This is a genomic window from Arachnia sp. (assembly GCF_057238465.1).
The window spans coordinates 14,031-39,641 of record NZ_DBHHFZ010000018.1 but is presented as its reverse complement, the minus strand read 5'-3'; the positions used below and the strand labels follow the sequence as shown (position 1 = coordinate 39,641).

17 protein-coding genes are annotated in these 25,611 nt (G+C 66.1%); 2 read left to right on the top strand and 15 right to left on the bottom strand.

What is annotated here, in order from left to right:
- Window positions 1-13: 13 nt before the first annotated feature.
- Together ACO6D6_RS14495 and ACO6D6_RS14490 are read right to left on the bottom strand one after the other, a co-directional pair.
- A complete protein-coding gene (locus ACO6D6_RS14495) occupies window positions 14-1,657 on the bottom strand; it encodes an alpha/beta hydrolase (protein WP_484785954.1) in 1,644 nt (547 codons plus the stop codon).
- Window positions 1,657-2,499, bottom strand: a complete 843-nt coding sequence (locus tag ACO6D6_RS14490; protein ID WP_484785953.1) for a PSP1 domain-containing protein — start codon at window positions 2,497-2,499, stop codon at window positions 1,657-1,659. Before ACO6D6_RS14490 ends, ACO6D6_RS14495 begins: the two co-directional genes overlap by 1 nt.
- A gap of 475 nt (window positions 2,500-2,974) precedes the next feature.
- Between ACO6D6_RS14490 and ACO6D6_RS14485 the strand changes: the two genes are divergently transcribed.
- On the top strand, window positions 2,975-3,367 hold the full coding sequence (locus tag ACO6D6_RS14485) for a hypothetical protein (protein WP_484785952.1): 393 nt from the start codon (window positions 2,975-2,977) through the stop codon (window positions 3,365-3,367).
- A 368-nt stretch (window positions 3,368-3,735) separates the two neighbouring features.
- Window positions 3,736-4,281, top strand: coding sequence for a hypothetical protein (locus ACO6D6_RS14480; protein ID WP_484785951.1), 546 nt, complete (start codon window positions 3,736-3,738; stop codon window positions 4,279-4,281).
- Between the two features lie 124 nt (window positions 4,282-4,405).
- Here ACO6D6_RS14480 and ACO6D6_RS14475 read toward each other — a convergent pair whose 3' ends face one another.
- The 13 genes from ACO6D6_RS14475 to ACO6D6_RS14415 all read right to left on the bottom strand — a co-directional run bounded on the left by ACO6D6_RS14475 (window position 4,406) and on the right by ACO6D6_RS14415 (window position 25,325).
- Entirely contained in the window at window positions 4,406-5,989 is a 1,584-nt protein-coding gene (locus ACO6D6_RS14475; RefSeq protein ID WP_484785950.1) for a DoxX family membrane protein, read from the bottom strand.
- Window positions 5,990-6,087: 98 nt separating this feature from the next.
- Complete coding sequence (locus tag ACO6D6_RS14470; RefSeq protein WP_484785949.1) at window positions 6,088-7,233, bottom strand: DNA polymerase III subunit delta'; 1,146 nt, start codon at window positions 7,231-7,233, stop codon at window positions 6,088-6,090.
- Between the two features lie 412 nt (window positions 7,234-7,645).
- Entirely contained in the window at window positions 7,646-8,278 is a 633-nt protein-coding gene (gene tmk, locus ACO6D6_RS14465; protein ID WP_484785948.1) for a dTMP kinase, read from the bottom strand.
- Entirely contained in the window at window positions 8,275-9,597 is a 1,323-nt protein-coding gene (locus ACO6D6_RS14460) for a CYTH domain-containing protein (RefSeq protein ID WP_484785947.1), read from the bottom strand. Before ACO6D6_RS14460 ends, tmk begins: the two co-directional genes overlap by 4 nt.
- A 382-nt stretch (window positions 9,598-9,979) precedes the next feature.
- Window positions 9,980-11,986 carry an NAD(P)H-binding protein gene (locus tag ACO6D6_RS14455; RefSeq protein WP_484785946.1) on the bottom strand — a complete coding sequence of 669 codons (2,007 nt, stop codon included), beginning with the start codon at window positions 11,984-11,986 and terminating at the stop codon, window positions 9,980-9,982.
- Between the two features lie 266 nt (window positions 11,987-12,252).
- Window positions 12,253-12,777 carry a gluconokinase gene (locus tag ACO6D6_RS14450; protein WP_484785945.1) on the bottom strand — a complete coding sequence of 175 codons (525 nt, stop codon included), beginning with the start codon at window positions 12,775-12,777 and terminating at the stop codon, window positions 12,253-12,255.
- Window positions 12,774-14,168, bottom strand: a complete 1,395-nt coding sequence (locus ACO6D6_RS14445; protein WP_484785944.1) for a GntP family permease — start codon at window positions 14,166-14,168, stop codon at window positions 12,774-12,776. The genes ACO6D6_RS14450 and ACO6D6_RS14445 overlap by 4 nt, the downstream gene beginning before the upstream one ends.
- A gap of 285 nt (window positions 14,169-14,453) precedes the next feature.
- Window positions 14,454-15,161, bottom strand: a complete 708-nt coding sequence (locus ACO6D6_RS14440; protein WP_484785943.1) for an MgtC/SapB family protein — start codon at window positions 15,159-15,161, stop codon at window positions 14,454-14,456.
- 140 nt (window positions 15,162-15,301) lie between these two features.
- Window positions 15,302-17,992: a type I DNA topoisomerase gene (topA, locus tag ACO6D6_RS14435; protein WP_484785942.1), complete on the bottom strand. Its 2,691-nt coding sequence runs from the start codon at window positions 17,990-17,992 to the stop codon at window positions 15,302-15,304.
- Between the two features lie 86 nt (window positions 17,993-18,078).
- A complete protein-coding gene (locus ACO6D6_RS14430) occupies window positions 18,079-19,227 on the bottom strand; it encodes a DUF7926 domain-containing protein (protein ID WP_484785941.1) in 1,149 nt (382 codons plus the stop codon).
- Window positions 19,228-19,605: 378 nt separating this feature from the next.
- On the bottom strand, window positions 19,606-21,285 hold the full coding sequence (locus ACO6D6_RS14425) for a DUF7926 domain-containing protein (RefSeq protein WP_484785940.1): 1,680 nt from the start codon (window positions 21,283-21,285) through the stop codon (window positions 19,606-19,608).
- 253 nt (window positions 21,286-21,538) lie between these two features.
- Window positions 21,539-22,435 (bottom strand): hypothetical protein, encoded by an 897-nt coding sequence (locus ACO6D6_RS14420; RefSeq protein ID WP_484785939.1) that lies wholly within the window; start codon window positions 22,433-22,435, stop codon window positions 21,539-21,541.
- Window positions 22,436-22,622: 187 nt separating this feature from the next.
- Window positions 22,623-25,325 (bottom strand): DUF5979 domain-containing protein, encoded by a 2,703-nt coding sequence (locus ACO6D6_RS14415; protein ID WP_484785938.1) that lies wholly within the window; start codon window positions 25,323-25,325, stop codon window positions 22,623-22,625.
- Between the last annotated feature and the right edge of the window lie 286 nt (window positions 25,326-25,611).

Below are 25,611 nucleotides of genomic sequence, written 5' to 3'. Positions count from 1 at the left end.
GCAAAGCACCCACTCACTTGCAGATCTTGCCGTCCTCGGGGAGGGTTCCGTCCTCGAAGTAGGCGGTGATCGTCTCGTCCACGCACTCATTCCCCGAGGTGACGGAACCGTGACCGGGGCCGTCGTAGGTGAGCAGATGCCCGGATTCCAGCTGCTTCGCCATGGTGACGGCCTGCTGGTAGGGGGTGGCGGAGTCCCCCGTCGCCCCCACCACCAGGATCGGCGCCGCGCCCTTGCCGGTCAATTTCAGGTTGGGTGCGGAATTGGCGGTCCAGCGTTCGCAGACCAGTTCCATACCCATGTTGCCGCCGAACACCGGGGCCTTCTCGGCCACCTTCTTCTGCGTTTCCTCGGTGACCGCGACCCCAGCGTCCGGCTGGTCCACGCACCGGATGGCCGGGAAGGCGTAGGCGACGGTCTCCCACCCGTTGTCGGTGCGGCCCGTCAGGAGATCGGAGGCCTTGAGGATGCCCCTGCCGTCGCCTTTCATCGCCGCTTCCAGGAGCTGGGTGAGCCTCGGATAGGCCTCCTTCCCCGAGTAGAGGAACAAAGCGATGCCCGTGGCACCCTGGCCCTGCGTCACCTGCCGGTCCCCGACCTTGATCGGCTTGGCGTCGAGGCCGTGCAGGAAGGTGTTGATGCGGGAGGTCACCTCGTCGCGCGAGTTCCCGAGGGAGCAGGAATCCTCACCCGCGCACCAGTCCGCGTAGAGCCCGAGGGCCGTCTCGAAACCCTCGGCCTGGAAAACCGCGTCATCGTTGGTGATGTCGACGGCGGAGTCCAGCACCAGGTGGCCCGTGCGTTCCGGAAACAGTTCCGCGTACATCGCGCCTATGAAGGTGCCGTAGCTGACACCCAGGTAGTTGAGTTTCTCCGCCCCGGTCAGGAAACGCAGCAGGTCGAGGTCGCGGACGTTCTCGATGGTGGAGACGTGGTCCAGCAGTTCACCGGAGGCCTCCCGGCATTCCCGGGCGAAAGCGGCCCAGGTGTCGTTGAGGGCGGTTTTCTCCGCCTCGTCGTCCGGGGTGCCGTCCGCGAAATAGGCCTTGTCCGTCTGCTCGGTGGTGCCGCACTGCACGTGGGTGGATTCCCCGGAACCACGCGGATCCCACGCGATGATGTCGTATCCCTTCCACTTGTCGCTTCCCAGGGTCGTGGCGAACGAACCCGCCTCCACGCCGGGGCCACCGGGATTGACGAACAACGGACCCTTCGTCGGGTTCTCGGAGGGCATCTTCGTGACCTTGATGTCCAGCGCCGCCTTGCCGGGGTTGTCCCAGTCCAGGGGCACCTTCATGGTGGCGCACATGGCCTTGCCGCAGGGCTGCCAGCTCAAGGACTGCTGCCAGTAGGGGGTCAGGTCGTCTCCGAGGGCGGCTGGGAGCTGCACCGCGGGGTTGGACGCCTTGACGTCGAGCTGCCGGTCGGGGTTCTCGGTTGCCTCGCTCGGCCACGTCTCGTGTTCGGAGACGGGAACCGCGGGCACCCCGGGTTTCTGGTCACCAACGGTGGGAGGGGGCTGCACCGACGGCTCGGCCGATGGCGTCCCCGATACCTGCTTTCCCGGAGCCAGCATCCCGCTGGCGAAGAACGTCACCACGAGACTGACCGCGACGAAGATCAGCATCCCTTGGAACCAGACAATCCCTCTTCGCATCAACTCTCCTCATCCGGAGTGGCTTGGTGCGCCACTCGGTTCCTCTTCCAGCCACAAACCCGCGCCAGCGGGCAACGTCTCACCCCGTCGGCGGTCCGTACCGCCACTTCTCCCGTCGGCACCACATGCCCAACCACCCGGCCCGGCCCGTCCGGAGTGGTGACATGCTCCCCGATCTGCGGCGCCCGCTTCAAGAAGTCCACATACAGCGGGTGTTCGAAAGCCAGACAGCACAGTAGCTTCCCGCAAACCCCCTGGATCTGGAGGGGGTTCGCTGCCAGGTTCTGGCTGCGCGCCAGCCGCATGGACACCGGATCGACCTCGTCGAGGAACAGGGTGCAGCACAGTTCCCGGCCGCACATGCCAACCCCTCCGACCAGCCTGGCGGTGTCTCGGGAGGATATCTGCCGCAGATCGATGCGCGCCCCGATGGCACGGGCCAGGTCGCCGATCAGGGCTCGGAAGTCCACCCTGCCCGGGGCCGTGAAGTAGATCACCGCCAGCTTGTCGTATTCCTTGGAGGAGTCTATGTAGTCGGTTGCCATCACCTTCATGGGCAGCCCGTGGGCGGTGATCCGCTCCACTGCCACCTCACGGATCCTGCGGCGGTGTTCCCGGTTGGTTTCGTCGCGTCTCAGATCCACTTTCATGGCGCGTCCCAAGCACTTCGGGAGCGGGGCATCCAGCGTCGTCTCCTCCGGCGCCCACACCACGCGCGCCACCTCCGCACCGTCTTCGGTCGGGTAGAGCACCCAGTCACCGACGCGATAGTCGACACCATCCGGGTCGAGGTAGTGCAGACGACCGTACTGCTCGAAGGTGACGGCCATGACTCTGGGCATGATCAACAGAGTAACCGCAGGCACCGACAGCCCGCAGGAAACCCGAGGCCAACCCTCTCCGCGCCAACGTTCGCCGGTCCGATTCACCCATCCTCGACGGGCTGCTCGATCCGCAGGATCCTTAACTTTTGGCCAAAGTCTTCGCATTGCCCCGCAGGGTCTGGTTGTTGGTTCTAGAGTCGTGTGATCCCGGGTTGGAGACGCCTGCCGGGTTTGTGACACCAATGGGGGTGTTGAACGATGAAACATCGCATCAAAGGAACCACCACGGCGGTCGCTGTGGCCGCGGTTTTGCTGCTGGCCTCGTGTGGCGGGCAACAGCCAGGTCCGGGGAGCAGTGATTCGGAGTCCTGGGGGGACTGCCCCGCAGCAGCCTCCCCGAACCACCACGGCCCAACCGTCGGCTGCATCGTCATCGCCGGTGAAACCCCAGCCGTCGGAGACCTTCACCCCGGAGCAACTCGAAGCAGCCAATGTGCTGATCGAGTTCATCCGCATCCGAAATGAGGTTTTCAGCAATCCGGATGCCGATCCCCAGCCCCTCAAGAACATCACCATTGGCCAGAGCCAGGAAATACAGATGGACACTCTTGCGGAGTATCGCGGGAATGGTCAGGTGCAGACCGGGGAGGCGGTTGTTCACATCACGGGCGCTTCGGAACCGGTCGAGTTTGACGGGGTGCGCTCCATGGATGTCCAGATGTGCACGGACGCAGGGAAGGTCGATGTGATCGACTCAGCCGGCAAGAGCGTGGTGCCCATGGACCGGCCGCAGTATCTCCAGTGGAATGTGAATGTGGTCAAAACCGAAACCGGCTGGAAATTCGGCGATGCCACGAACGAAAACGCCCTGAGGTGCCCGGCATGAAACGCCTCATCACCGTCCTCCTTGCCACAGCTTGTCTCTTGGCCGTGGCCGGCGTGTCCCAGCAGTCGGCCCGCGCCGAAGGAGAGGTCCGCTGCGGACAAAAAGACAGCACTGCCGGAAGTTGTGAAATTGTAGTACGTGCTCCGGGCTCTGGCGGCCAACCGGGTAGGCCTGCGCAACCCCGCAACACTGGCGGCGGGGGTTCCGGTGGGGGTGGTTCCGAAGAGCCGAGCTGGCCCATAGAAGGCTGCATCCGATACGACTCGCGCTCGGGGTTGTGCGTGCGTTTTGCGCCTTCCGAATCACCCGGGACGGGTTCGGGGGGCACTCCTGAACCCGCCGCCATCGCAAGGATCGCAGTCGAACGCATGGACCTCCACGCCCCCGAAATCGGACTGTGGCCTCATCCTTTGGAGGAGCTACCCGACGGATACAACTACGTCGGCTGGAACAACTGGATGTGGATCAAGAACCCCACCCCCAGCACCTGGGGACCCGTCACCAAAACCGTAACGCAGGCCGGGTACTCGATCACCGCCACCGCAGCGGTCACCCACCTCACCTGGGAGATGGGCAACGGTGACACCAAGGAATGCGACAAAGGCGTCGAACATCCCGAACACCAAACCCGCAACGAGAAATCCCCCAGCTGCGGCTACGTCTACCACCAAACCGGTGACTACACCATCACCGCGACCGCGCACTGGGTGATCGTATGGAGTGGTCTCGGACAACAAGGAACCATCGAGATGGACCTCACCGCCCAGGCCCACACCAAAGTGGTCGAGGTATCCGCGGTCAACATTCCCAACGACAGGCACCACCTCGCCACCCCGTCACCACCACCAAGTCAGACCGGCACCCCCACCAAAAACGCCCCCTGCCCCACCAACCAAAACAAACACGGCTGCTGACAAAGCCCCGACCGCAGTCACCATGGTTTCGGCACGACCAGCTTCAGGGAGAGTTCGCGCGGGTCGGCTCAACCAGCTTTGGGAAGGGATCACGCGGGTCGGCTCAATCGGTGTGCATTCACTGCTACTGGTCGCGGTCTTCCCTCGCCGCTTTGCGGGAGTGCCTGAAGGCGGCGTCGATGCCCCAGCCACCACCGCCGATGCAGATCAGCAGCAGACCGACAGCCCCGAGGAGGAGGTCACGATCCCCGAGGAAACCGTCGAGCCCCGGCAGGAACGGGCTGAACGCGCCCCAACGGATGAATGCCAAGGAGCAGATGGCCATCGCCAGCAGCAGCACACCGACGACCCGCTGCAGCAGGCCGATCACCAGCAGCAGCGCCATGACCACCAGCAGGAAACCGCCGATCCACACCAGCATCCTGGGTTCCGGAAGGTGGGTGCGGCTCAGGGCCTCGGTGGTGCCCTCGACGTTGGTGAGTCCCTGGTAGGCCAGGACCGTCAGGATGGCGGCGGTGATGAGACGCAGGAAGAACAGGCCGAAGCTTGCGAGGGGCCTGTCGGTGGTGCGTCGCGGCTTCTCCACGAGAGCACGGGAAGCGTTCCGCGGGGAGGTCGCAACCACCCCGAGGCGTTCGTTGCGGGCGGCACGCTCCGCTTCCAGCTTCTCCTTGAGGCGGCGTTCCTCCTCCTGCTCCGCCGCGGGAATCGGCGAGGCGGGTGGGGTTGGAACGGATTCCTGCTCGGAGGCCTGCATCACCACGGTCGCCTCGGGTTGCGCATCCGCTGTTCCCGCTGGTTCAGGTTCGTTGGTGGTATCCCCGCGGAACAACCCGGGAGAGATGGCGGTGGTTTCCTGTGGCGTGGCCTGCTGGGGTGTGACCGGCTGTTGCGCGGCGGCTTCGGCTGGCTGGGCGGGTTGCGGCTTCACACGCTCGAAACGCTGGGTCGTGGCGGGGTCGTGGTACTGCGGGGCGACCTGTTCCGGACGGGGCCGCGCGGGCTCCGCGGATCGTGAGGCACCCTCCTGCCCGCTCTCCCCTTCGAGGCGCTGCTCCAAGGTCGGTTCCGTCCGCTGCGGTTCAGTCCGCTGCGGTTCGGGCTGTTGCTCCTGCTGTTCGGGGGTTTCGAGGGACCACGAGACGGTGTCATCCGTCTGCTGTGGCCGTGTCTCTGGTTGCTGCGGCGGGTTGGGTTCCACGCGCTGCGGGAACGCCTGCTCGGGATGCGGCGCGTCGAGGGGCCGCACGAAGGTTTCCTCGTCCTCGGGCTCGGCGGGTTCCGGGGCCGCGGTGAACGACGGGGCCGGCCTCGGGTCCGGATCCCGGGGTTCCGGCATTCTCAGGCCCGACACCACGGTTGGTTCGTCGGCGGCCTCGTCCTCCTGAGGGGTGGGTGTCGCCGCAGCCTGGAAGGAGACGTCGGGGGCGTGCGATGCCACGGGCTCCGTCCTGGGTTTCTCCTCCCCCACCTCGGAGTGCGCGGGCTGCTGCTGCGGCTCGCTGGAGAAACCCTGCTGCCCTGCAGCGGCCCGGGTGGCCGGGCGTGGCCTGGGATTCGGGGTTTCGACGGGCACCGATTGTTCGGCTACGTGGTCGTCCCACTCGGCGGGGTCCAGGGCGGTGCCGTACTCGCTCTGCTCGTCCTCCCAGCCGGCCCCGCGGGGCGTGCTCTGCCGCACCCAGTCGCCTGCGTCACGTGAAGACATGAACCCTCCTGAATCAGTCAACGCTTGAGTCCATATTCTCACCGCCCCCGTCGAGCGCGAATGAGGCGCGCCCGGTTTTGAACCTTCACCGGCCCTTGTCAGCGATGCGAGGCCCGCCCCAGCCCCAGCAGCATCGCCTCCAGGGCCAGTTGGGGTGCCACATTGCCCTCGAGGGCCTTTCGGGCCTCCAGCAGGGCGTCAAGGGCGCGCACCGTCTGTTCGGGACGGGTGCGCCCGGCGAAGGCCATGATCTCGTCGGCGATGTCGGCGTTCACGAATGGCACACCGGGTGCGCTCTGGCAGGCCAGGACGTCGCGGTAGTAGCCGGTCAGTTCGGTGAGCACCCGGTCCAGGGCGTCGCGTTGGAAACGTTTCGCCCGGGCCTTCTGCTGGTCCTCCAATTCTTTGATGGCTCCCTGAACCCCGCGCGCCTTGACACGTCTGGTGCCCATGCCCAGCGCCGCCTGGAGCTCCGTCATCTCCCGGGCATCGAGGTCCGCGGTGAGCTGCTCGGCCTCCTCGGATGCGGATGCGACGAGGGATTCGGCCGCCGACAGGCAGTCGGTGAGGGTGTTGAGCCGGGCGGGCAGCGACAGGATCTCGTGGCGCCGTTTCCTGACCTTCTCGTTCAACGCCAGGGCCCGGGCACGACCGACGTGTCCCTGCGCGGCGCGGGCGCAGTGCTGGGCCATCACCTCGTCCACACCGTCGCGTCGAACCAGCAGTTTCGCCACCTCCTCGATCGGCGGGGTGACCAGCCGCAGCTCCCGGCAGCGGGACCGGATGGTGACGATCACATCGTCGGCGCTGGGCGCACACAGCAGCCACACGGTTTTCGGTGCGGGTTCCTCCAAGGCCTTCAGCAGCGCGTCGGCGCCGCGTTCGGTGACGCGGTCCGCGTCCTCGATCACGACCACCTGCCAGCGGCGGTTCACGGGCGCGACATTGGCCCTGGAAACCAGCTGACGCATCTCGTCGACGCCGATGCTGAGCTGTTCGGTGCGCAGCAGAGTCACATCGGGGTGGGCCCCGGAAAGCGACGTGCGGCAGTCGTTGCAGCGTCCACAGCCGCCGTCGTGGCACTGGAGAGCGGCCGCGAACGCACGTGCCGCATTGGAACGCCCCGACCCGGGCGGCCCGACGAACAACCACGCGTGGGTCATGGCGTGCCTGCCGCCCGCCACCGCACGCCGCAGCGTCTCAACGGCCCTGTCCTGACCCACGAGTTCGTCCCACACGCTCACGTGCTCATCCTGCCATCCCCCACCGACAAAGGGCCCCTTCCCCAAGCTGGTTGAGCCAGCACGCGAGCGAAGCGAACGCCTGAGTCGAAACCACCCGACCCCAACACCCCCGACCACCCCCAAGAGGTTTCGACACGACCAGCTCGCAGAGCGAGCAGGCCGGCTCAACCAACTTCGAGAAGGACAAAGCCGGTTGAGCCGGGCCACGAGGAACGAGCGACCCGAGTCGAAACCACCCCACAACCGGTAACCAGAACCCAACCACAAGCCCACAGACACACCCCCTGGTTTCGACACGACCAGCTCGCAGAGCGAGCAGGCCGGCTCAACCAGCTTGGGGATGAGATGGTTTCGATACGACCGGCTCGCTGACGCTCGCAGGCCGGCTCAACCAGCTTCCGGGTGGGTCGGCTCACCCGAGCAGAGCGAACACCTTCTCCGCGACCTTTTCGGCAATGCTTTCCCGCGAGTCGCGGGCCCCCAGCACCAGGTAGCGTCCCGGGTCCTCACCGGCCAGCCGGAGGAAATGGTCGCGGGCGCGGCGGTGGAAGTCCAGGCCCGCGGCCTCCAGACGGTCCTGTTTGCGGATGTTCGCGACCGCCTCGGCGGGGTCGATGTCGAGCAGCACGGTCAGGTCGGGCCGCAGCCCGCCCGTCGCCCAGCGCGCCACCTGCTCAACCTCGGCGAGGTCGAGCACCCGGCCCGCCCCCTGGTAGGCGATCATCGAGTCGACGTAGCGGTCGCACACCACCACATCGCCCCGGGCCAGGGCGGGAAGGATCACCTCCTCGACGTGCTGGGCCTTGTCGGCTGCATAGACCAGCGCCTCGGTGCGGGCAGTCAGCTCCGGGTGGCCGGGGTCCAGCAGCAGTTTGCGCAGCTTCGCGCCGATCGGGGTGCCGCCCGGTTGCCGCGTCAGAACGGGTTCGATGCGACGGTTCCGGAGCCGGGTCACGAGCTCCAGCACCTGGGTGGACTTGCCCACCCCGTCGCCGCCCTCGAAGACGACGAACAACCCGGAGGTGGGGGTGTCGGGAACGGTCATCTGCGCACCTTCGCCAGTAGTTTGCGGATCCTGATGACCCGTTCGATCCAACCTGCGACGAAATCGGCACGGGCCATGGACACCGCTTGGTTTCGTCGTTCCATCTCCCGGCCGCACTCGAAAGCCTCCGCCGGGGTGAGGCCACCCAGGTCCGGGGGCTCGATGTCCGTGGCGCAGTCCCGCAGGTCGTGGGTGACCTGTGTGATGATCTTCAGCAGTTTGGTTCCCGGTTTGCCGTGCAACTGCATCGCCACCTGTCCGCAGGCGTTCACCTGCTCGGCGGCCGTCAGCGCGGCCCGCCAGTCGGCGTCGGAGGATTCGGTGGTCAGCGACCGGCAACGATCAGCCAGGATGTATGCCCCCTGCTGGGCGCGTTTCAGCAGCAGCTTCGCCGCGGGTTCGGCGGAGAGGTCACCGAGCCGCGGGGCCCGCACCGCCGCCACCAGCGACTCCGTCACGTCGAGAGCCGCCTGCCTGGGCGTGGCGGCCTTCTCAATGGCGGATTCCACGGTCTGCCGCCACTCGGGGTCGAGCACGTTCGCCAACCCCCGCACGTGCCCCCGGAACTCCTGGATGGCTTCCGCGACGGCTTCCTCGTCGCGGTACTGCGCCCGGACGAGGCCCTGCAGATCGGCGGCGAACAGTCTCGTCACGAACGCCTCCATGGTTGCCCCACGGTTCAGCGGACCGGGGAGCGGGAAGTCGGTGCCGCCGGTGGCGGGCGGTCCGAGGCGCTGCCGGAGACCCGGGAACTCGGCGACGGGGGTCGCGGAGACCGCATCCAGCGCGGCCAGCACATGTTCCAGTTGGTGTTTGTCGAGCAGATCGGTGGGGGTGAGGGTGGCCTCCCGGTAGCGGGCCGTCGCCATGCCTCCGCGGCGCACCGTGACCCGTTCGTCGCGGATACTTCCCAAGGGGCCGTCGGGCCCTCGCAGGAGATACTCGACCCGCTGGCATTCCAGCGCGGCCACCGGCCCGAGCGCAGCGCGGCGCACCAGCGGCCGGGTGAGGTCGGTGAATTCCTGGGGCAGCTCGGCGGTGGCGTTGATGGGCACGATCCGTTCAGCGGGCAGGTGGGGCACCCATCCGGGCGCGGCCAGATACCAGTCCCCCACCCCACCGAGCACCCGGTGTGCCAGCACCACCCCGGCGCGCAGCAGCCGGTCGTCGGGGGTGTCCAGGATGGTCACGTCGATGCTGTGGCTGGCCGCGCGCCGCTCCATCAACCCGGTGATCCCGATGGCGTCCGACAGCAGCGACGGGGCATCAGCCTGGAAGGGAAGGTCGAAACGCATCACTGCCGGTCGCTCGAAACCCATGGCACCTACCTTCCCACAAGGCCCGGGAAAACTGGAGCGACGCTCGAGATGACGAACTGGTTGGACCAGAACGCGAGCACCCCCTGTGAAGCTGGTTGAGCCGGGGCGCGAGGAACGAGCGACCCGAGTCGAAACCACCCGACACCCGAAAAACACACCCGACCACAAAACCACAGACATCCTCACCATGGTTTCGACACGACCAGCTCGCTGCCGCTCGCAGGTCGGCTCAACCAACTTCAGGAAGGGCAAATCGGCGGTGGCAATGGCGATGTGGAACAGTTGAGCGATCTTCAGCCGGTTCAAGCAATGGCGCAGATCGCGATGCGCTCACACGAAATCGCCCGAAACCACCGCGCCAGCACCTGCCCTGACACCGCATTCAACGGTGGCTGGGAAGATTCTGACCCAGGACGCAGCGCCCTGAGATCGCTATGCACTCTTGAATCGTCGACTCGTCATCCAGGCAACGGAGCATGTGGCCAGCGACATCAGCCCTGGGGATTGGCCATCCCAGCCAGCCGCTCTCGGCATCCCGAAGCTCTCGGACCATGCCCGTGGCCCGCTTGTTGGTCAGACCTACCGGCCGGACGATCGTCCAGTCCAGTCCCGATTCTCGGACCACTTGTTCCTGGGCGGTGTGGTCGGCGAGGGCCGGGGCGAGCATACGGCTTGCCAAGTGCCGGATGCCGGGGGGCAGCATTCCTGCGGAAGCGCCAGCACCCAACGAGGACTGCACGATGATCCGGCGTAGGCCTGTCTGCCCGGCAGCCTTGAGGACGGCCTGGGTGATGGCCGTTCGATCACGGCTGCCGTCGTTGCCGCCATTGACGGTGACAAAAACCGCCGTGGCATCCTCCAACGCTTGGCGCACGACCTCCGGGTCATGGGCATCGCCGGCCACAAGGCGCGCCCCGATAGGACCAGCACCGCGACGGGAAAGACACGTGACCTCGAAGCCCCGCTTCAGTGCCAACTCCGCGAGTTCCTTGCCCGTGCCGGACGAGCCGCCGATGACGCTGATTCGACGTCGGGCGCCCTCGCGCTGGTGCGCAACGAGGGTCTGGGGTTCCGCGCTGATCGGCTTGTTGACACATCTCATCACACCTGTCGCGATCCGGCGCAGGGGCGGGGTCCAGCGATCCCGGAACTGGATCCACGGCCCGATGGCGTCCCGATAAGGCATCCGGCCTGCATCGGGGCCGAAAAGCCGGCTCTCCAGTTCACCGGCCTTCTGGCCAACGCGACCAGCTACCGCTGAGAGAATTCGGAGTCCGACGTTGCTGACGGATCGGACCGGATCCTCGTTGACGACGTTGTCCCTGAGATGGCAGGCGTACTCACCGAGTGCCTTCAGGTCGGGAATTCGACCCTCGTCGTATTCGCGCAGCGGCATCGGACTGCCAGAGGCCAGCGCGTCGGCCAGCAGCATCGCGTCCTCCAGACCGGAGTTGACGCCCTCGCCTGTCGGCGGGATGACGGAGTGGGCGGCATCGCCGAGGAGGACGAGCCACCCGTCGTGGGACACCCGGGGGCAGCGCACAACGGCGCCGCTGAAGGGCGCCCGCCCGAAGAAATCCACATAGGCGTCGCGAGTGAGCAGGGGGAGGACGAGCGGGGCGTACTGCCGCAGGTGCCGACGCAGGGCGCTGATGTGGTCCTCCGTAGGTTCCGTCGACAAGAGCAGGGCCTCCGCTGGGTCACCCTTGATGGCCGTGACCGCAACGCACCACACGCCGTCCGGCAGCGTCGCGGTGTAGATACCTTTGCCCGTGAAGATGTGGTGCCAATTCGGATCCAGTCCGGGAGCCATTGCACCGGGTGCCGAGAACAGGACGCGGAACTGGACGCCCCAGTCATTCACCTCCGGGGCGAAATCAGCAAGCTGCTCGGCCATGCTCTGACGCGTCTTCGACCAGACCCCGTCACATGCGATGACCAGGCCGTTTCCCACCTCGACCGTGGTGGGTCCCGTGAACTGCAGGGTTCGGGAGGCCAGATCGATGGCCTCCAGCCTGTGACCGGTGCTGAGGGTGATTCGCCGGTCCTGTTGCGCCGCAGCCAGAAGGATGCCCGTGAGCCGGGCTCGGGTGGTGCCGACGATGGCGCCAGACCGCAACGACGCAAGCATCCTGCGCCCGGCACGGATCTTGAATCCCTCGACAAGTTCACCCTGCGCGCGCAACTCCTCGACCAGACGCGGATCGATACGCCGCAACGTCTCCTGACCACGCGGGTTCACCCCGATCGGGTAGCTGTTCGCGTCGGTCAGAGAAATGGCTTCCCGCGCCTCGTGGATTGTGACGCGCCGGTCCTGGGCCGCCAACAGCAACGCTGTGGCCAAACCGACCGGGCCGGCACCGATGATGTGGATATCTGGGTTGGCCATGGCCTGTCCTTGCCTTGTTGGAGTTCCTTCCCCAACTCTGGATGACATACTACTAGGGGTGCCTGGTGACCCTGGTGGAGTGGCTTTCAGGCCGCGGGACCCAAAACCAGGAACGAGGCGAACCGGCCCAGCCGTTCTCCCACGCCTTGACCGCGGCGGAGCACTTCTTGGGTCAAGTCCCTTCGAGTGGTGTTTTTCAGGCGGCGGTGAGGGGTGCGGGGCCCAGGCACAGCGAACGCCACCGGCCCAGGAATCAAGCGCGGCGGCTACTCCCCCAGTGACGGGAACCGGTCGCGCAAGGCCTGGGTGATGGTGACGATGACATCCCGCGGCTCTCCCTGGTTGAGAACCTCCATGCCCGATTCGGTATCCGCGAGGGGTTCGAGCGTCGCCAGCTGAGAGTCCAGCATCGCCGGTTTCATGTAGTGGCCGGATCTTTTCTTGAGCCGCTCCAGGTTCTCATCCTCCGGAAGGACCAGATGTATGAAGAACACCTCTCCTTCGGATTCTCGCAGAATGTCTCGATAGACCTTGCGCAGCGCCGAACACGCCACCACCGTGGAGCGTCCCCCCGACGCCTGCTCGGACATCCAGTCCCGCAGCGACCTCAGCCACGGCCAGCGATCGTCGTCGGTCAGCGGCTGGCCAGCGCCCATCTTGGCCCGGTTGGCCTCGCTGTGGAAGTCGTCCCCCTCGGCCATGGGAAGGCCGAAAGCGGCGGCGACACCCTGACCGATCGTGGTCTTCCCGGTGCCAGCGACACCCATGATGACAAGATGTACAGGCCTCATCCGAACATCCCCGCCCCGTAGAAAACGATCGCCGACAAAGCAAAACCGATGACCGAGATGGCGGTCTCCATCACGGTCCAGGTCCGCAGCGTGGTCGCGACATCCATCCCCATGAGACGTCCGACGAGCCAGAAACCCGAATCATTGACATGGGACGCCGCGACCGAACCAGCCGCCGTAGCGAGCACGATGGCAGCAAGCTGAACCCCATTGAACCCGCCAGAGGCCACCGTCGCACCCATCAGCCCGGCCGTCGTGACCAAGGCCACCGTCGCGGAGCCTTGCGCCACACGCAGGATCAGCGAGATCAGGAAGCAGGCCAGGATCACCGGGACGCCGATGCCACCGAGGGTGTTGGCCAAGGCGTCCCCGATACCGGATGCCCGCAGCACCCCGCCGAACATGCCGCCCGCCCCGGTGACCAGGATCACCGAACACACCGGCCCGAGCGCGCTGTCAAGGGTCTTCTCCAGGGCGCTGCCCTTCTCGCCGCGCGCTCTGCCCAGAACCAGCGCCGCCACCAGAACCGAGATGAGCAGCGCGATCGGGGTCTCGCCGATGAGACGCAGCGTCAGGACCCAGCTCGCCTTCGGGTCCACCCACCCCAACGCGCCGGCCATGTTCAGGCCCGTGTTGAGGAAGATCAGGCCGACCGGGACGAGCATCAGCCCGATGATCACCCCGGCGGAAGGCGGATCAGCCGGCTGGTCGTCGTCCTTCGTGCCTCCCGCCAGCAGGTCGGGAACGGGCAGCGGCCACTTCTTGCCCATCCGGGTTCCCAGAAAATAACCGGCGATCCACCAGGTGGGCAGAGCGATGACCAGGCCAATCAGCATCACGACGCCGACATTGGCCCCGTAATACTCACTGGCTGCGATGGGACCCGGGTGCGGCGGAAGGAAGACGTGCATCACCGAGAAAGCGCCCGCCGCGGGCATCCCATAGAGCAGCACCGGCGCCCCCAGCCGCCGGGCCGTGGCGAAGATGATCGGCAGCATGACGATCAGCCCGGCGTCGAAGAAGATGGGGAAACCGAAGATCAGCGACGCCACACCGAGCGCCAGCGGGGCTCTGCTCTCACCGAAGAGCCGGATCAGGGCGTCGGCCAGCGATTGTGCACCACCGGAAGTCTCAACCAGACGACCCAGCATGGCCCCGAGCCCGACGAGCAGGGCCACCGAACCCAGCGTTCCACCGAACCCACCGGTCATGGTGCTGACGATCTTGTCCACAGGAACACCCGTCGCCAGCGCCGTCGCCAACGACACGACGATGAGCACGAGGAAGGCGTGCAACCTGAGCCAGATGACCAGGACCAGGATGAGCGCGATGGCTCCTACCGCTATTCCCAGGAGTGGACCCACGCCGAGAGTCTGCGTCCATTCGTTCATGCGTCCTCCTTAACGCTGTGGCTGGCCACCATTCCACTACATCGGCCACCACTGGAACGGGGCCACAGCACGAGGACCACACCATGAGATGCGGGGAGCACCCGGGGCCTGTCTGACGGCGTGCGAGCCCCAGCGATGAGCCTGGCCGCTGCCGTACTCGACACCGATGGGCACCCGCCCACGGACGCCCGCGGGTCTGGACACCGCCAGGGAGCGGACGCCGCAGACCGCCCCCGGACCGGACCCCGTGACCTACCCAGGTTCGAGCCCACCCGGGACCTCGCCTCAGAGTTCGTCGTCGTCCCGGTTGAACCGGTCGATGCTGACGACCCCTTCCACCTCGCTCAGCTGAGTCATGACGACGGGCAATGCCGGTCCGGAACGGAATCTCATCCGGGCACGGACGAGCTGGCGTCCGCCGATCGTGTGCTGCCTGGTGCTTACCAAGGTGGTCTCGCAGCCGAGCGAGGTGGCGTGGGCCAGGATGTCGCGCAGCGCCCCGCGTCCGTCCTCGTAGGTGATCAGCAGCGTGCTGCGATCCCCGGACACCGGCAGGAGGCGCCCCAGCGGAGCGACGATGAACACTGCGACGAAGTGCAGGGCGGTCGCGAACACCGCCAGCGGGATCAGACCCGAACCACACGCCATGCCGATGGCCGCGGCCAGCCAGATGGACGCCGCCGTCGTCAGGCCACGGACCACATCGCGGTTGACGAAGATGACCCCGGCCCCGAGAAAACCGATGCCGGACACGATCTGCGCCGAGATCCGCGACGGGTCCCGGGTCACCTGATACTCGGCCAGCCCGATGAACCCATGCACCGAGATCAGGGTGAACACGCAGCTGCCCAGCCCCACCAGCGCATGGGTGCGGACACCGGCTGCCTTGTGCTGGAACTGCCGTTCCAGGCCGATGATGCTGCACAGCGTGAAGGCGAGCGTCACCAGCCCCAGCTCCAGCGGAACCTTGCTCCAGTCGAACAACACCGTCATCCACCCCCGTCGGTCAATACCCGCTGAGCATAGTGGTTCGATGCGCCACCGCCGACCGACAACCGGACGCGGCCACCCTCGACACCACCCTCGACATCACCTCGCGGCGGGTTCCGGCGCCCCGGCCCTGCCCGCATCACTCAAGCTTTGGGGGTGGTCTTCTTCCTCGTCGTGGTCTTCTTCGCTGCGGTTGTCGTCTTCTTCCTGGTGGTAGTGGTCTTCCGGGCGGGTTTCTTCGCCGGGCCCTTGGCGCGTTTCTCCGCGAGCAGTTCGAAGGCGCGTTCCGGGGTGATGGTCTCGGGTGAGTCGTCGCGGCGCAGGGTGGCGTTGGTCTCGCCGTCGGTGACGTAGGGACCGAACCGCCCCGACTTCAGCACAACGGGTTTTCCGCTGGCCGGGTCGGCGCCGAACTCCTTCAGCGGGGGCGCGGCGGCGGCGCGGCCGCGGACCTTGGGGGCGGCGTAGATGGCGAGGGCCTCATCGAGGGTGATGTCGAAGATCTGTTCCTCGCTGGTCAGCGACCGCGAGTCGCTGCCCTTCTTCAAATACGGCCCGTAGCGGCCGTTCTGGGCGGTGATCTCAACACCCTCCGGGTCCTTGCCGACCACCCGGGGCAGGCTCATGAGACGCTGCGCCGCGGCCAGGTCGATGCTGTCGAGGGACATCGACTTGAACAGCGACGCCGTCCGGGGTTTCACCGACTTCGGGGTGCCCTCCGGCAGCACCTCGGTCACGTAGGGACCGAACCGGCCGTTCTTCGCCACCACCATCCGCCCGGAATCCGGGTCGACGCCGAGTTCGCGTTCCTCGTCGAGGGGGCGGCTGAGCAGCTCCTCGGCGACTTCCACGGTCAACCCGTCGGGCGGCAGGTCGTCGGGAACGTTGGCGCGACGCCCGTCGGCGGCCTCGACGTAGGTGCCGTAGCGTCCGACGCGCACGTCAATGCCGGAGTCGCCGAGGGGGAAGGTCGACAGCCCCTTAGCGTCGATGTCACCGAGTTCGGTGACGAGCTTCTCGAGGCCTTTGGCGGTGTCCCCGTCGGGGCCGCGGTAGAAGTCGGTGAGCACCTTCAGCCGCTCGGCCCTGCCGTCCGCGATCTCGTCGAGCAGCTCCTCCAGCTGCGCGGTGAAGGTGTAGTCCACCAACTCGGTGAAGTGCTCCTCCAGCAGCCGGGTGACGGCGAACGCCAACCAGGTCGGCACCAGCGCGGAACCCTTCTTGAACACGTAGTCGCGGGCGGTGATGGTGCGGATGATTGATGCGTAGGTGGAGGGACGGCCGATCTCCAGCTCCTCCAGTTTCGCCACGAGCGAGGGTTCGGTGTAGCGGGCCGGGGGTTTGGTCTCGTGCCCGGCCGCCTTCACCTTCTCGGCGGCGAGTTCCTGACCCGCGGTGAGCTGCGGCAGCCGCGACTGCTTGTCGTCGCTGGCGGAGTCGTCATCGGTGCCGGCGACGTAGGCCTTCAGGAACCCGTGGAAGGAGATGGTGCGGCCCGATGCGGTCAGCTCGGCGCGTTCCAACGCGCCCGTCCCGACCCGCACCGGCGCGGTGGGGGCAGCGGAGATGGCGACGCTGACCTGTTCGCCTTTCGCGTCGGCCATCTGGGAGGCGAGGGTGCGCATCCAGATCAGCTGGTAGAGGCGGTGGGCGTCGCCGGACAGACCGGTGGCGTCGGGGTGGGTGAAGACGTCACCCGCGGGCCGGATGGCCTCGTGGGCCTCCTGGGCGTTTTTCACCTTCGAGGCGTAGATGCGGGGTTTCGGGGGCAGGTAGCGGGCCCCGAACAGCTGCTCGACCTGGTCGCGGGCCGCCGCGATGGCGGAGTCCGCCAGGGTGACGGAGTCGGTTCGCATGTAGGTGATGAAGCCCTTCTCGTAGAGCTCCTGGGCCACCGACATGGTGCGTTGCGAGGTGAACCCGAGTTTCCGGCCGGCCTCCTGCTGGAGGGTGGTGGTGCGGAACGGCTCGTAGGGACGGCGGGTGTAGGGCCTGGCCTCCACCTGGTCGACGCGGAAAACGGCGGCCTGGAGGGCCGCGGCGAGCGCGGTGGCGGTGGCCTCGTCCAGTACCACGGCGGACGCGTTGGTGGGCTGACCGGTGGAGTCGAAGTCGCGGCCCTGGGCGACGCGCACCCCGTCGAGGGAGGTCAGGCGCGCTGGGAAGGTGCGGGGATCGGCTTCGGCGCCGCCGTCGAGGGTCACGTCGAGATCCCAGTAACCGGCGGACACGAACGCGATGCGTTCCCGTTCCCGGTCGACGACGAGGCGGGTGGCAACGGACTGCACCCGGCCCGCCGACAGTTTCGGCATGACCTTCTTCCACAGCACCGGGGAGACCTCGTAGCCGTAGAGGCGGTCGAGGATGCGGCGGGTCTCCTGCGCGTCGACGAGGTCGGTGTCGAGCGGGCGGGGGTTGGCGACCGCCTCGGCGATGGCCGACGGCGTGATCTCGTGGAAGACCATGCGGTGGGCGGGCACCTTGGGTTTGAGTTCCTCCATCAGGTGCCAAGCGATGGCCTCGCCCTCGCGGTCACCATCGGTGGCCAGGAGGAGTTCGTCGGCGGCCTTGAGTTTCTGCTTCAGCTCCCGCAGCGTCGCCTTCTTGTCGGCGGCCACCACGTAGAGGGGGGCGAAGTTGTCGTCGATGTTGACGCCGGTTCGCGCCCACTTGAGTCCCTTGTACCTGGCGGGCACCTCGGCGGCGCCGGTGGGCAGGTCGCGGATGTGACCGCGGCTGGACTCCACCATGTAACCGTCCCCCAGGTAGCCAGCGATCTTCGTCGCCTTGGTCGGCGATTCCACGATCACGAGTCGCTGCCGCTTGTCCACCATGTGTTCCTGCCTCCCGTCTTCCGCATGGGAACAATAGCCCAAGGATCAATCCGGGAAGCACCAAAAGACCAAAGGGCAAGTCGCGGCTATGCGCTCTCGGAAGCCAGGGGCGTTTCGACGGGGCCGGAGGGCAGCATGACCTTCCCGGTCTCGCGGTAGCTGACGACGCCGGTGAAGGTTTCCTGGTATCTGCTCTCGGTGGTCACCGTCTCGCCGACGTTCTCGAAGGAGGTCGTGTTCACGTAGGTGACGGCCTTGTCGACGGTCTGGTTGTCGTTGAACAGGGAACGCAGTTTGACGTGATAGTTGCAGCGGCTGCTCCACGGGCCGTTCATGGTCAGGACGCTGCCCTGCTGACCGGAGACGTCGACCTTCAGCCGGAACCCGTCGACGCTCTTTCCAATGCCGTCCGCGACGACACGGGAGAGGCTGGCGTTCGGGTTCCGCGGATCGGCGCACTCCTCGATCACGCGGCTGTAGGCCCAGTCGGCGGAGTCGCGGGAGAACGTTCCCAAGGTGACGGTGTTCTTCATGACGACCCGGGACCCGGACGGGTAGTTCGTGTTCAGCCAGGAGCCGGGGACCGTGACATCCCAGTTGACCCCTTTGGAGTTGGAGGTGAGCTGTTCGGCCTGGCCGCCCGGTTTGCTCGCGGGCTGCCACGGGGCGGTGGGTTTGATGGAGACGGACTTGTTGTAGGGCAGGGGGACGGCCTGGGTCCTGCCGTTGAACCCGACCCCGGCGACCGCGGTGTCGGTGGTGTCGGCGACCTGAAGGGTGACGCGGATGGACCCCTTGACCTCCTTCTTCCTGCGGACCGCTTCCTTGAACACGCAGCTGACGGTTGAGTTCGTTCCCGTGTTGTTGAGGGAGCACTCGCCGGCTCTGGTTCCGTCGGCGGTGGTCATCGGTCTAAGGGCGGCGGTGTCCTGGAGCCTGAGGAAACCGGGAAGCTCGATCGTGAACTCATCGCCGAACGCCACCCGGGCGTTGGTTCCGTCGAAGTTGACGCCGAACTCCAGGTGGTCGCCCTGCCAGACCTCCTGGCGATCGGCGACGGGATTTCCCGACTGGTCCACGTGCTTGAGGACGGCGTCGGTGAAGACGATGTCGGAGTTGATCCTCGCCTGCGCAGGAGTCGCCCCGGCGACGAGGAAGGCGGCCAGCGTCGCGATTACGCCAAAAACCGTGGTTGCGACACGCCACCGCGATGTGCGCGAACGATCAAGCTGCATTTCCCCTCCCGGGTATTTCAACGCCGGAGAGTCCACGAAGGTTCCTGGCGACGATGAGCACCGCATGACTGACGATAACTCTTAAGACGGTTTTCGGGTAGTCCCCGCGAAGAACCTGCGCACTGGCCCCTCGCGAGATTCAAGGAAGCGGAGGTGGGCGCGGCTCCTTCCCCACCCGGATCCCGGCTGGACATCCTCTTCCCGCTTCTCGGGAGCCGCTTTGGGATCCGGACTGCGGCGGCACCTCGTGCACGCTCACGGGATTCGTTTCCGTGCGAAGAGGCCTGTCCACGAGAGGGGAAACGGGACAGGCCTCTTCGCGAGAGCCGGGGACCGGGGAGGTTCTCCCGGCGCCGGCTCTCTTTCGTCCTGCCGGACTCAGCCTTCGTGGCCGGTTCTGGGCAGTCCGGGTTTCATGGGCGTCGGCACCGCTTTGGGAGCCTTCGCGGATTCGGAGGGATCGACGGGATCAGAGGCCCCGGGATCAGCGAGCTCGGTCGGGTCGGGGGTCTTGGGACCGGGACCCGGGGACACCGGGGGCGCCGGAGGTGCCGGGGGTGCCGAAGGCCCACCGGCTGTCTTGGTGGCGTTGTTGGTCAGCAGGACGGGCAGGGTGGTCCGGTCGACGACGGTGAAGGTCGCGGTCCTGGCGTCCCCGCTGATGGTGACCCGGTTGTCCTCGGAGGAGAACTTCGGATCCCCCCAGGTGATGCCGGCGGCGGCCGGGTTGGCGGTGGCGACGTCCTCGGTGAGGGTGATCTCGGTGCCCGCGGGGAAGGTTACCGACGGGGTGGTCTGGCCGACGGTGACCGTCATCTTGGCCGGGTTGGCGGGAGCCTCCCAACCCGGGAAGTCCGCAGTGGTCTTGCCGTTCGGCAGCTTGTAGGCGACGGTGACGTCGAACTTCTGCCCGGCCGGGGGCACTGCGCTACCCGCGCTGGCCTTGGTCACCTGGAAACCGCCGAAGCCCTGGCGGTAGGAGATGGTGGCCTTGAACGACTCGAAGTAGGAGCGGGTGGCCACGTTGGTGTCCTTGTTCGCCTCCACGGCGTGCGCCTGGTTGCGGTATTCGTGGCCGGGGACGATCTTGCCGCCGCCGGTGAACTTGGTGTCGAAGTCGATGCGGTAGTTCTTGTCGGTGGAGAGGGGGCCGGTCACCTTGAAGGTGACGGTTTTGCCCTCGAAGGAGGCCTGGATGCCGTAGCCGTCCCGCTTGACCTTCCCGTCGGCGGTGGCGACGACGCGTTCGGTCTCGCCGGCGCCGTTCGGGCCGCCCTGGACCTCGACCAAGTTGATGCTGGAGGGGTCGGGAACCTCCAGACCGTCCTGAATGACGTCGGTGGCTGTGACCGGGCCGCCGTTCGGGTAGTTGGCCTTGAGCCAGGAACCGCCCAGCAGGACACGCCAGTTGATCCAGGTGCTGTTGGTGCCCACACCCTTGGCGCCCTTGACGAACTGGGTGCTGGGTTTGAACTGCACCGCCGGACGGAGGGTGATGTCCTCATTCCAGGGATGCGCGACGGTGTATTCCTTGCCGTTGATGGTGATGGCGCTGGAGGTCTTGTCGGTGGTGCCCAGGGCCAGCAGCTGGGCCTGGACCTTGCCCGCGACGTCGAGTTTGCCCGCTATGGCATCGCCGAAGGTACAGGTGATCCGGCTCCTGTCCACCTTGCACTCGCCGGCCTTGACGGTGGTGCCCTTCGAGTCGGTGTACTCGAGGGGTTTGACCACCTCACCGCGGGAGTTTCCACCATCCCGGTTGATGAAGGGTTCGGGTAGGTCGATGGTGAAGGACTGGCCCGGCTTGGGGTTGGCCTTGGTGGCATCGAAGTCGACGTTCAGGTAGAACCAGTCGCCTTTGTAGAGCTGGCGGCCAGGAGCGGGGATCGCCTCACCCTTGTCGGTGACATGGGTGAGGGTGACCGGCCCGAACTTGATGTCGGTGTTCTGGTCGGCATGGGCAGGGGAACTTCCGACGTTGAACAGCGCTGCGGATGCGACCACGAGGGCTGCGGCTGCGCTGACCGCCCGTCGCAGAAGCGAACGCGGGTGATTCATTGGTACCTCTTACTGACGGCATGGCCGGGAGAAACGACCTCCTCCCGGTTTGGCGAGTCGTTGAAGGACGAATCGCCGACGAAAGTATATGTAGTCGTCGACCTTTCAGCCAATTTGCCTGCTCAGAGGTGATTTCCCTTCCGCCACGCGGACACCGCGAGGCAGTTATCTTTCATCACTCATGCCGGTTTCGGAGCGCACCTCGGGGACCGATCTCCCCGCGAGGGGACCGGTCCGGTTCATGGGTGGGGTCTCAGCCTTGGGGCCAGGAGGGCATGGAGAGCAGAGTGAAGGTCGTCAACGCCTCGTGGGGGGCGACCAGGGCGCTGTAAACCCCCGCCTCGACGCGTCGCATCCCGCGTTCCTGCGCGGCGTGGGCGTCGTGCGCCAGGGACATGATCTCCCAGCGTTCACCGTCCTCGGTGATGCGCATGGCGCGCACCGGGATACCCTCCCAGGTTCCGTGGACCTTCACCACCCCGGCCTGGGCGATCCGGTCGAGTTCGATGACGATGCGCCGCTGGGCGCCGTTGTCGTCGCGGCGCAGCCCGATCACGTCGCGCAACGACCCGTCGTCGCAGAAGTTGAACTGCCCCGGGGAGAAGGAATCGGCCTCCTTGACGCGGAAGGCCTGCATGCTGAGCGGGTCGGGGCTGCCGGGCGGGGTTTTCGTGCCGTCGGGTTTCTTCCACCCCATGAACAGGCCCCGGTAGGTGGCGACGACCTCGGCGGGCGCTCCCCCGGATTCCCGTCGCAGGATCTGAGCGCCCGCGCGCAGGATCGTCGGGTCGACGTAGAGCCGCGCGGCCTGGGGGTCGCTGGGCAGGGCGACGACGCCGTCGCCGTTGAAGGGCGGCAGCTCCAGGAAGTCCCCCCTGGCGACTGCGCGCTCCTCGTCAGTGGTGCCGCCCATGGCGGGGTAGACGGTGTCGGTGGGCAGCAGCGGGAAGCGCAGGGTGTGGACGACGTCCGCTCCGGCCAGGGGACCGTCGGGCCCGTCGAGGTCGAGCGCAGCGACGAGATCCTTCGCGGGATCCTCGGGGTTGATCGAGTCCGCGGACACGGCGTAGCCGAAGTTGAGCGCGTACCCGCGCTCAAGGTATGCCTCGAGCAGGTCGGGGGCAAGAAGCTTCTCGAGCCAAGTCGTCATCGGATTCTCTCTCCGTCGCGGAAACCTGTTATCAGGATCATGTCACTTCTTGGCGCCGCGTTCAGAGAACGAGCATGTCGAACGGATGGACAGCAACTTCTCCAGTCGGGTTCACGCGGCAGCAAGGAAATGATAACGGCCGGGCCGGGAGTTCTTCCCCGGCCCGGCCGTTTACCGGATCGCTCGGTCAGCTGCCGGTCCTCGGCAGGCCGGGCTTCACGGGCGGTCTCCTCGTTTCCCGACCCGTCGGCGTCGGAGCACCGGGAGCGGTCGGGCTCACCGTGACGGTGGGGGCACCCGACGGGGTCGGGGCAGGCGAGCCGCTCGGGTCAACGCTCGGCGACGGCGAGACACTCGGGACACCGGACGGCTGCGACGACGGCGAGACGCTCGGAACACCGGACGGCTGCGACGACGGCGTGACGCTCGGAGCGGCCGACGGCGAGGCGGAGGGCCCAGGACTCGGGGCGGAATCCTTCGTGTAGGTGTTGGTCACATTCACCTTGACGGTGTCGTCCTTGACAACAGTCACAGCCTGACCCTTGTCAACACTCAACGAGTAACCATCACGCGGGGCAGGCACCTCGGAGACCACCTCACAAGTGGTCCCAACCGGGAACCTACCAACGACCTTGTCCACACCCGCGGTCACCGCGACGGTGCCCGTGGCGGCAACAGCTCCCTCATCATTCTCGCCCGCAGCGGAACACTTGTACTCAATGCCGAAGCTATCGGTGCCATCAGAACCACCATCAACAACAACCTTGGAAATCGCAAAGACACCAAGATCCTTCGTATAGGTGTTGGTCACATTCACCTTGACGGTGTCGTCCTTGACAACAGTCACAGCCTGACCCTTGTCAACACTCAACGAGTAACCAGCCCGAGCAGCAGCACCCTCATCCTCAGAAACCACCTCACAAGTGGTCCCGGCAGGGAACCTACCCACAACCTTCTCAACACCAGCAGTCACATCCACTACACCCTCGGCAGCAACACCACCCTCACCAGCAGCAGAACACTTGTAACCAACACTGAACGAGTCAGCCCCAACAGAACCACCATCAACAACAACCTTGGAAATCGCAAAGACACCAAGATCCTTCGTATAGGTGTTGGTCACATTCACCTTGACGGTGTCGTCCTTGACAACAGTCACAGCCTGACCCTTGTCAACACTCAACGAGTAACCATCACGCGGGGCAGGCACCTCGGAGACCACCTCACAAGTGGTCCCAACCGGGAACCTACCAACGACCTTGTCCACACCCGCGGTCACCGCGACGGTGCCCGTGGCGGCAACAGCTCCCTCATCATTCTCGCCCGCAGCGGAACACTTGTACTCAATGCCGAAGCTATCGGTGCCATCAGAACCACCATCAACAACAACCTTGGAAATCGCAAAGGCTCCACTTGGGGAGGCCTTGGTGGTGTTCATCAGTGAGACGGGAAGGGTCACCTGGTCCTCGACGGTGAAGGTGGCCTGGGTCTTGTCGCCGTTGATGCTCACCTTGTTGTTGGTCGACGAGAACACCGGGGCACCCCAGGTGATCCCGGGGGACGCAGGATCGGCAGAACCCGTGTCCTCGCTGAGGGTGACCACCGTTCCCTTGGGGAAGGTCGGCATGTACGGCGTGGTGCTCCCGACCGTCACGGTCAGTTTCGTCGGATTTTCAGGCGCCTTCCAGTCGGGATAATCCGCTGCCGTGGTGCCTGCGGGCAGGGTGTAGTTGACGGTGACGTCGAACTTCTGGCCCCGCGGCGGGATCACTTCACCCTGGATGTTCTTGCTCACTTCGAAACCACCGAAACCTTGCTTGTAGGTGACGATCGCCTTGAAGGACTCAAAATAGCTGCGAACAGCAGTGGGAGTGGTGTGGCCCGCCTCAACGAAGGTCGCGGCATTGGTGTACTGGAATCCGGGAGTCACCGTTTCGCCGCCCGTGAAGGGGGTGGTCAATTCCACCCGGTAATCCTTCTCCGGGGAAAGCGGTCCCTCGACCTTGAAGGTGACGGTCCGTCCCTCGAAGCTGGGGGTCACCTTGAAGCCGTCCAGTTCGCCGGTGCCGTCCCCCTTCGCGACGACGCGGTCGGTGGCCTTACCGGTGACGGGATCGCCGTACACCTCGACGAGCTGGACCGTGGAGGGGTCCGGCACCTCCATGCCCGCGCTGATGGTGTCCTTGATGGTGATGGGCCCGCCGTTGGGATAGTTGTTCTTCAGCCAGGTGCCCCCGAAGATGACGCGCCAGTTGATGGCCTTCGATCCGGACCCGACCCCGATGGCCCCCTTGACCGCCCTAGTGCCCGGGGTGAACGGCACGATCCCGGGCGCGACGATGTCCTCACCCCAGGGGTGCTGGAGCACGTGGTCCTGTCCGTTGATGACGAAGGTGCTGCTGGTCCTGGACGTGACCCCGCCTGCCACCAGCTGGGCCCGCAGCGTCCCCCGGATGTCGGTGCGCCCCCGCACCGCCTCATTCAGGGTGCAGGTGATCAGGCTGGCCTTGATGTTGCAGTCACCGACCTGGGTCGCGCCCACCATGAGGGGTTTGATGACTTCCCGCTGGGAGTTCCCCGCGTCGCGGTTCACGAATGGTTCGGGCATGGAAATGGAGAATGTGTCCCCCGGCTTGGGATTGGCGGCCGTCGCGTCGAAGGAGACGTCCAGGAAGAAGAAATTCCCCCGGATAAGCTGCCGCCCGGGAGGCGGCACGGGTTCCCCGGTCTCAGTGACATGGGTCAATGTCACCGGATCGAATTTGATGGCGCTGTTCTCCTCGGCACGCGCAGGCGTGTCGTGTGTTGGGATGCCCAACACGGCCACCACGAGAGCGGTCAGCACCGCGATGCAGCGCCGCCACGGCGACGACGTTCGAACCTCTGTCATGAATCCCCTCCTGAACCCCGCGATCCCGGAAAGCCACCCGGGAAAACACAATCACGGGCCAGCATAGGGGCAATCCTCAGCACCAGGAAAGCGGCGATGGAAACGCTCTTCTTTCGTCACTGCAAACATCCGGTCAAACACGACGAATGGGGTCTAACTTTCGGCTCGCTGGACGATTTTTTCTCAACCCGGTTGAGCCGGAATCACCATTTTGAAGCCGATTGAGCCAGCACGCGAGCGCCCCTCCCCCAAGTTGGTTGAGCCGGGCCGCGAGCGCCCCTCCCCC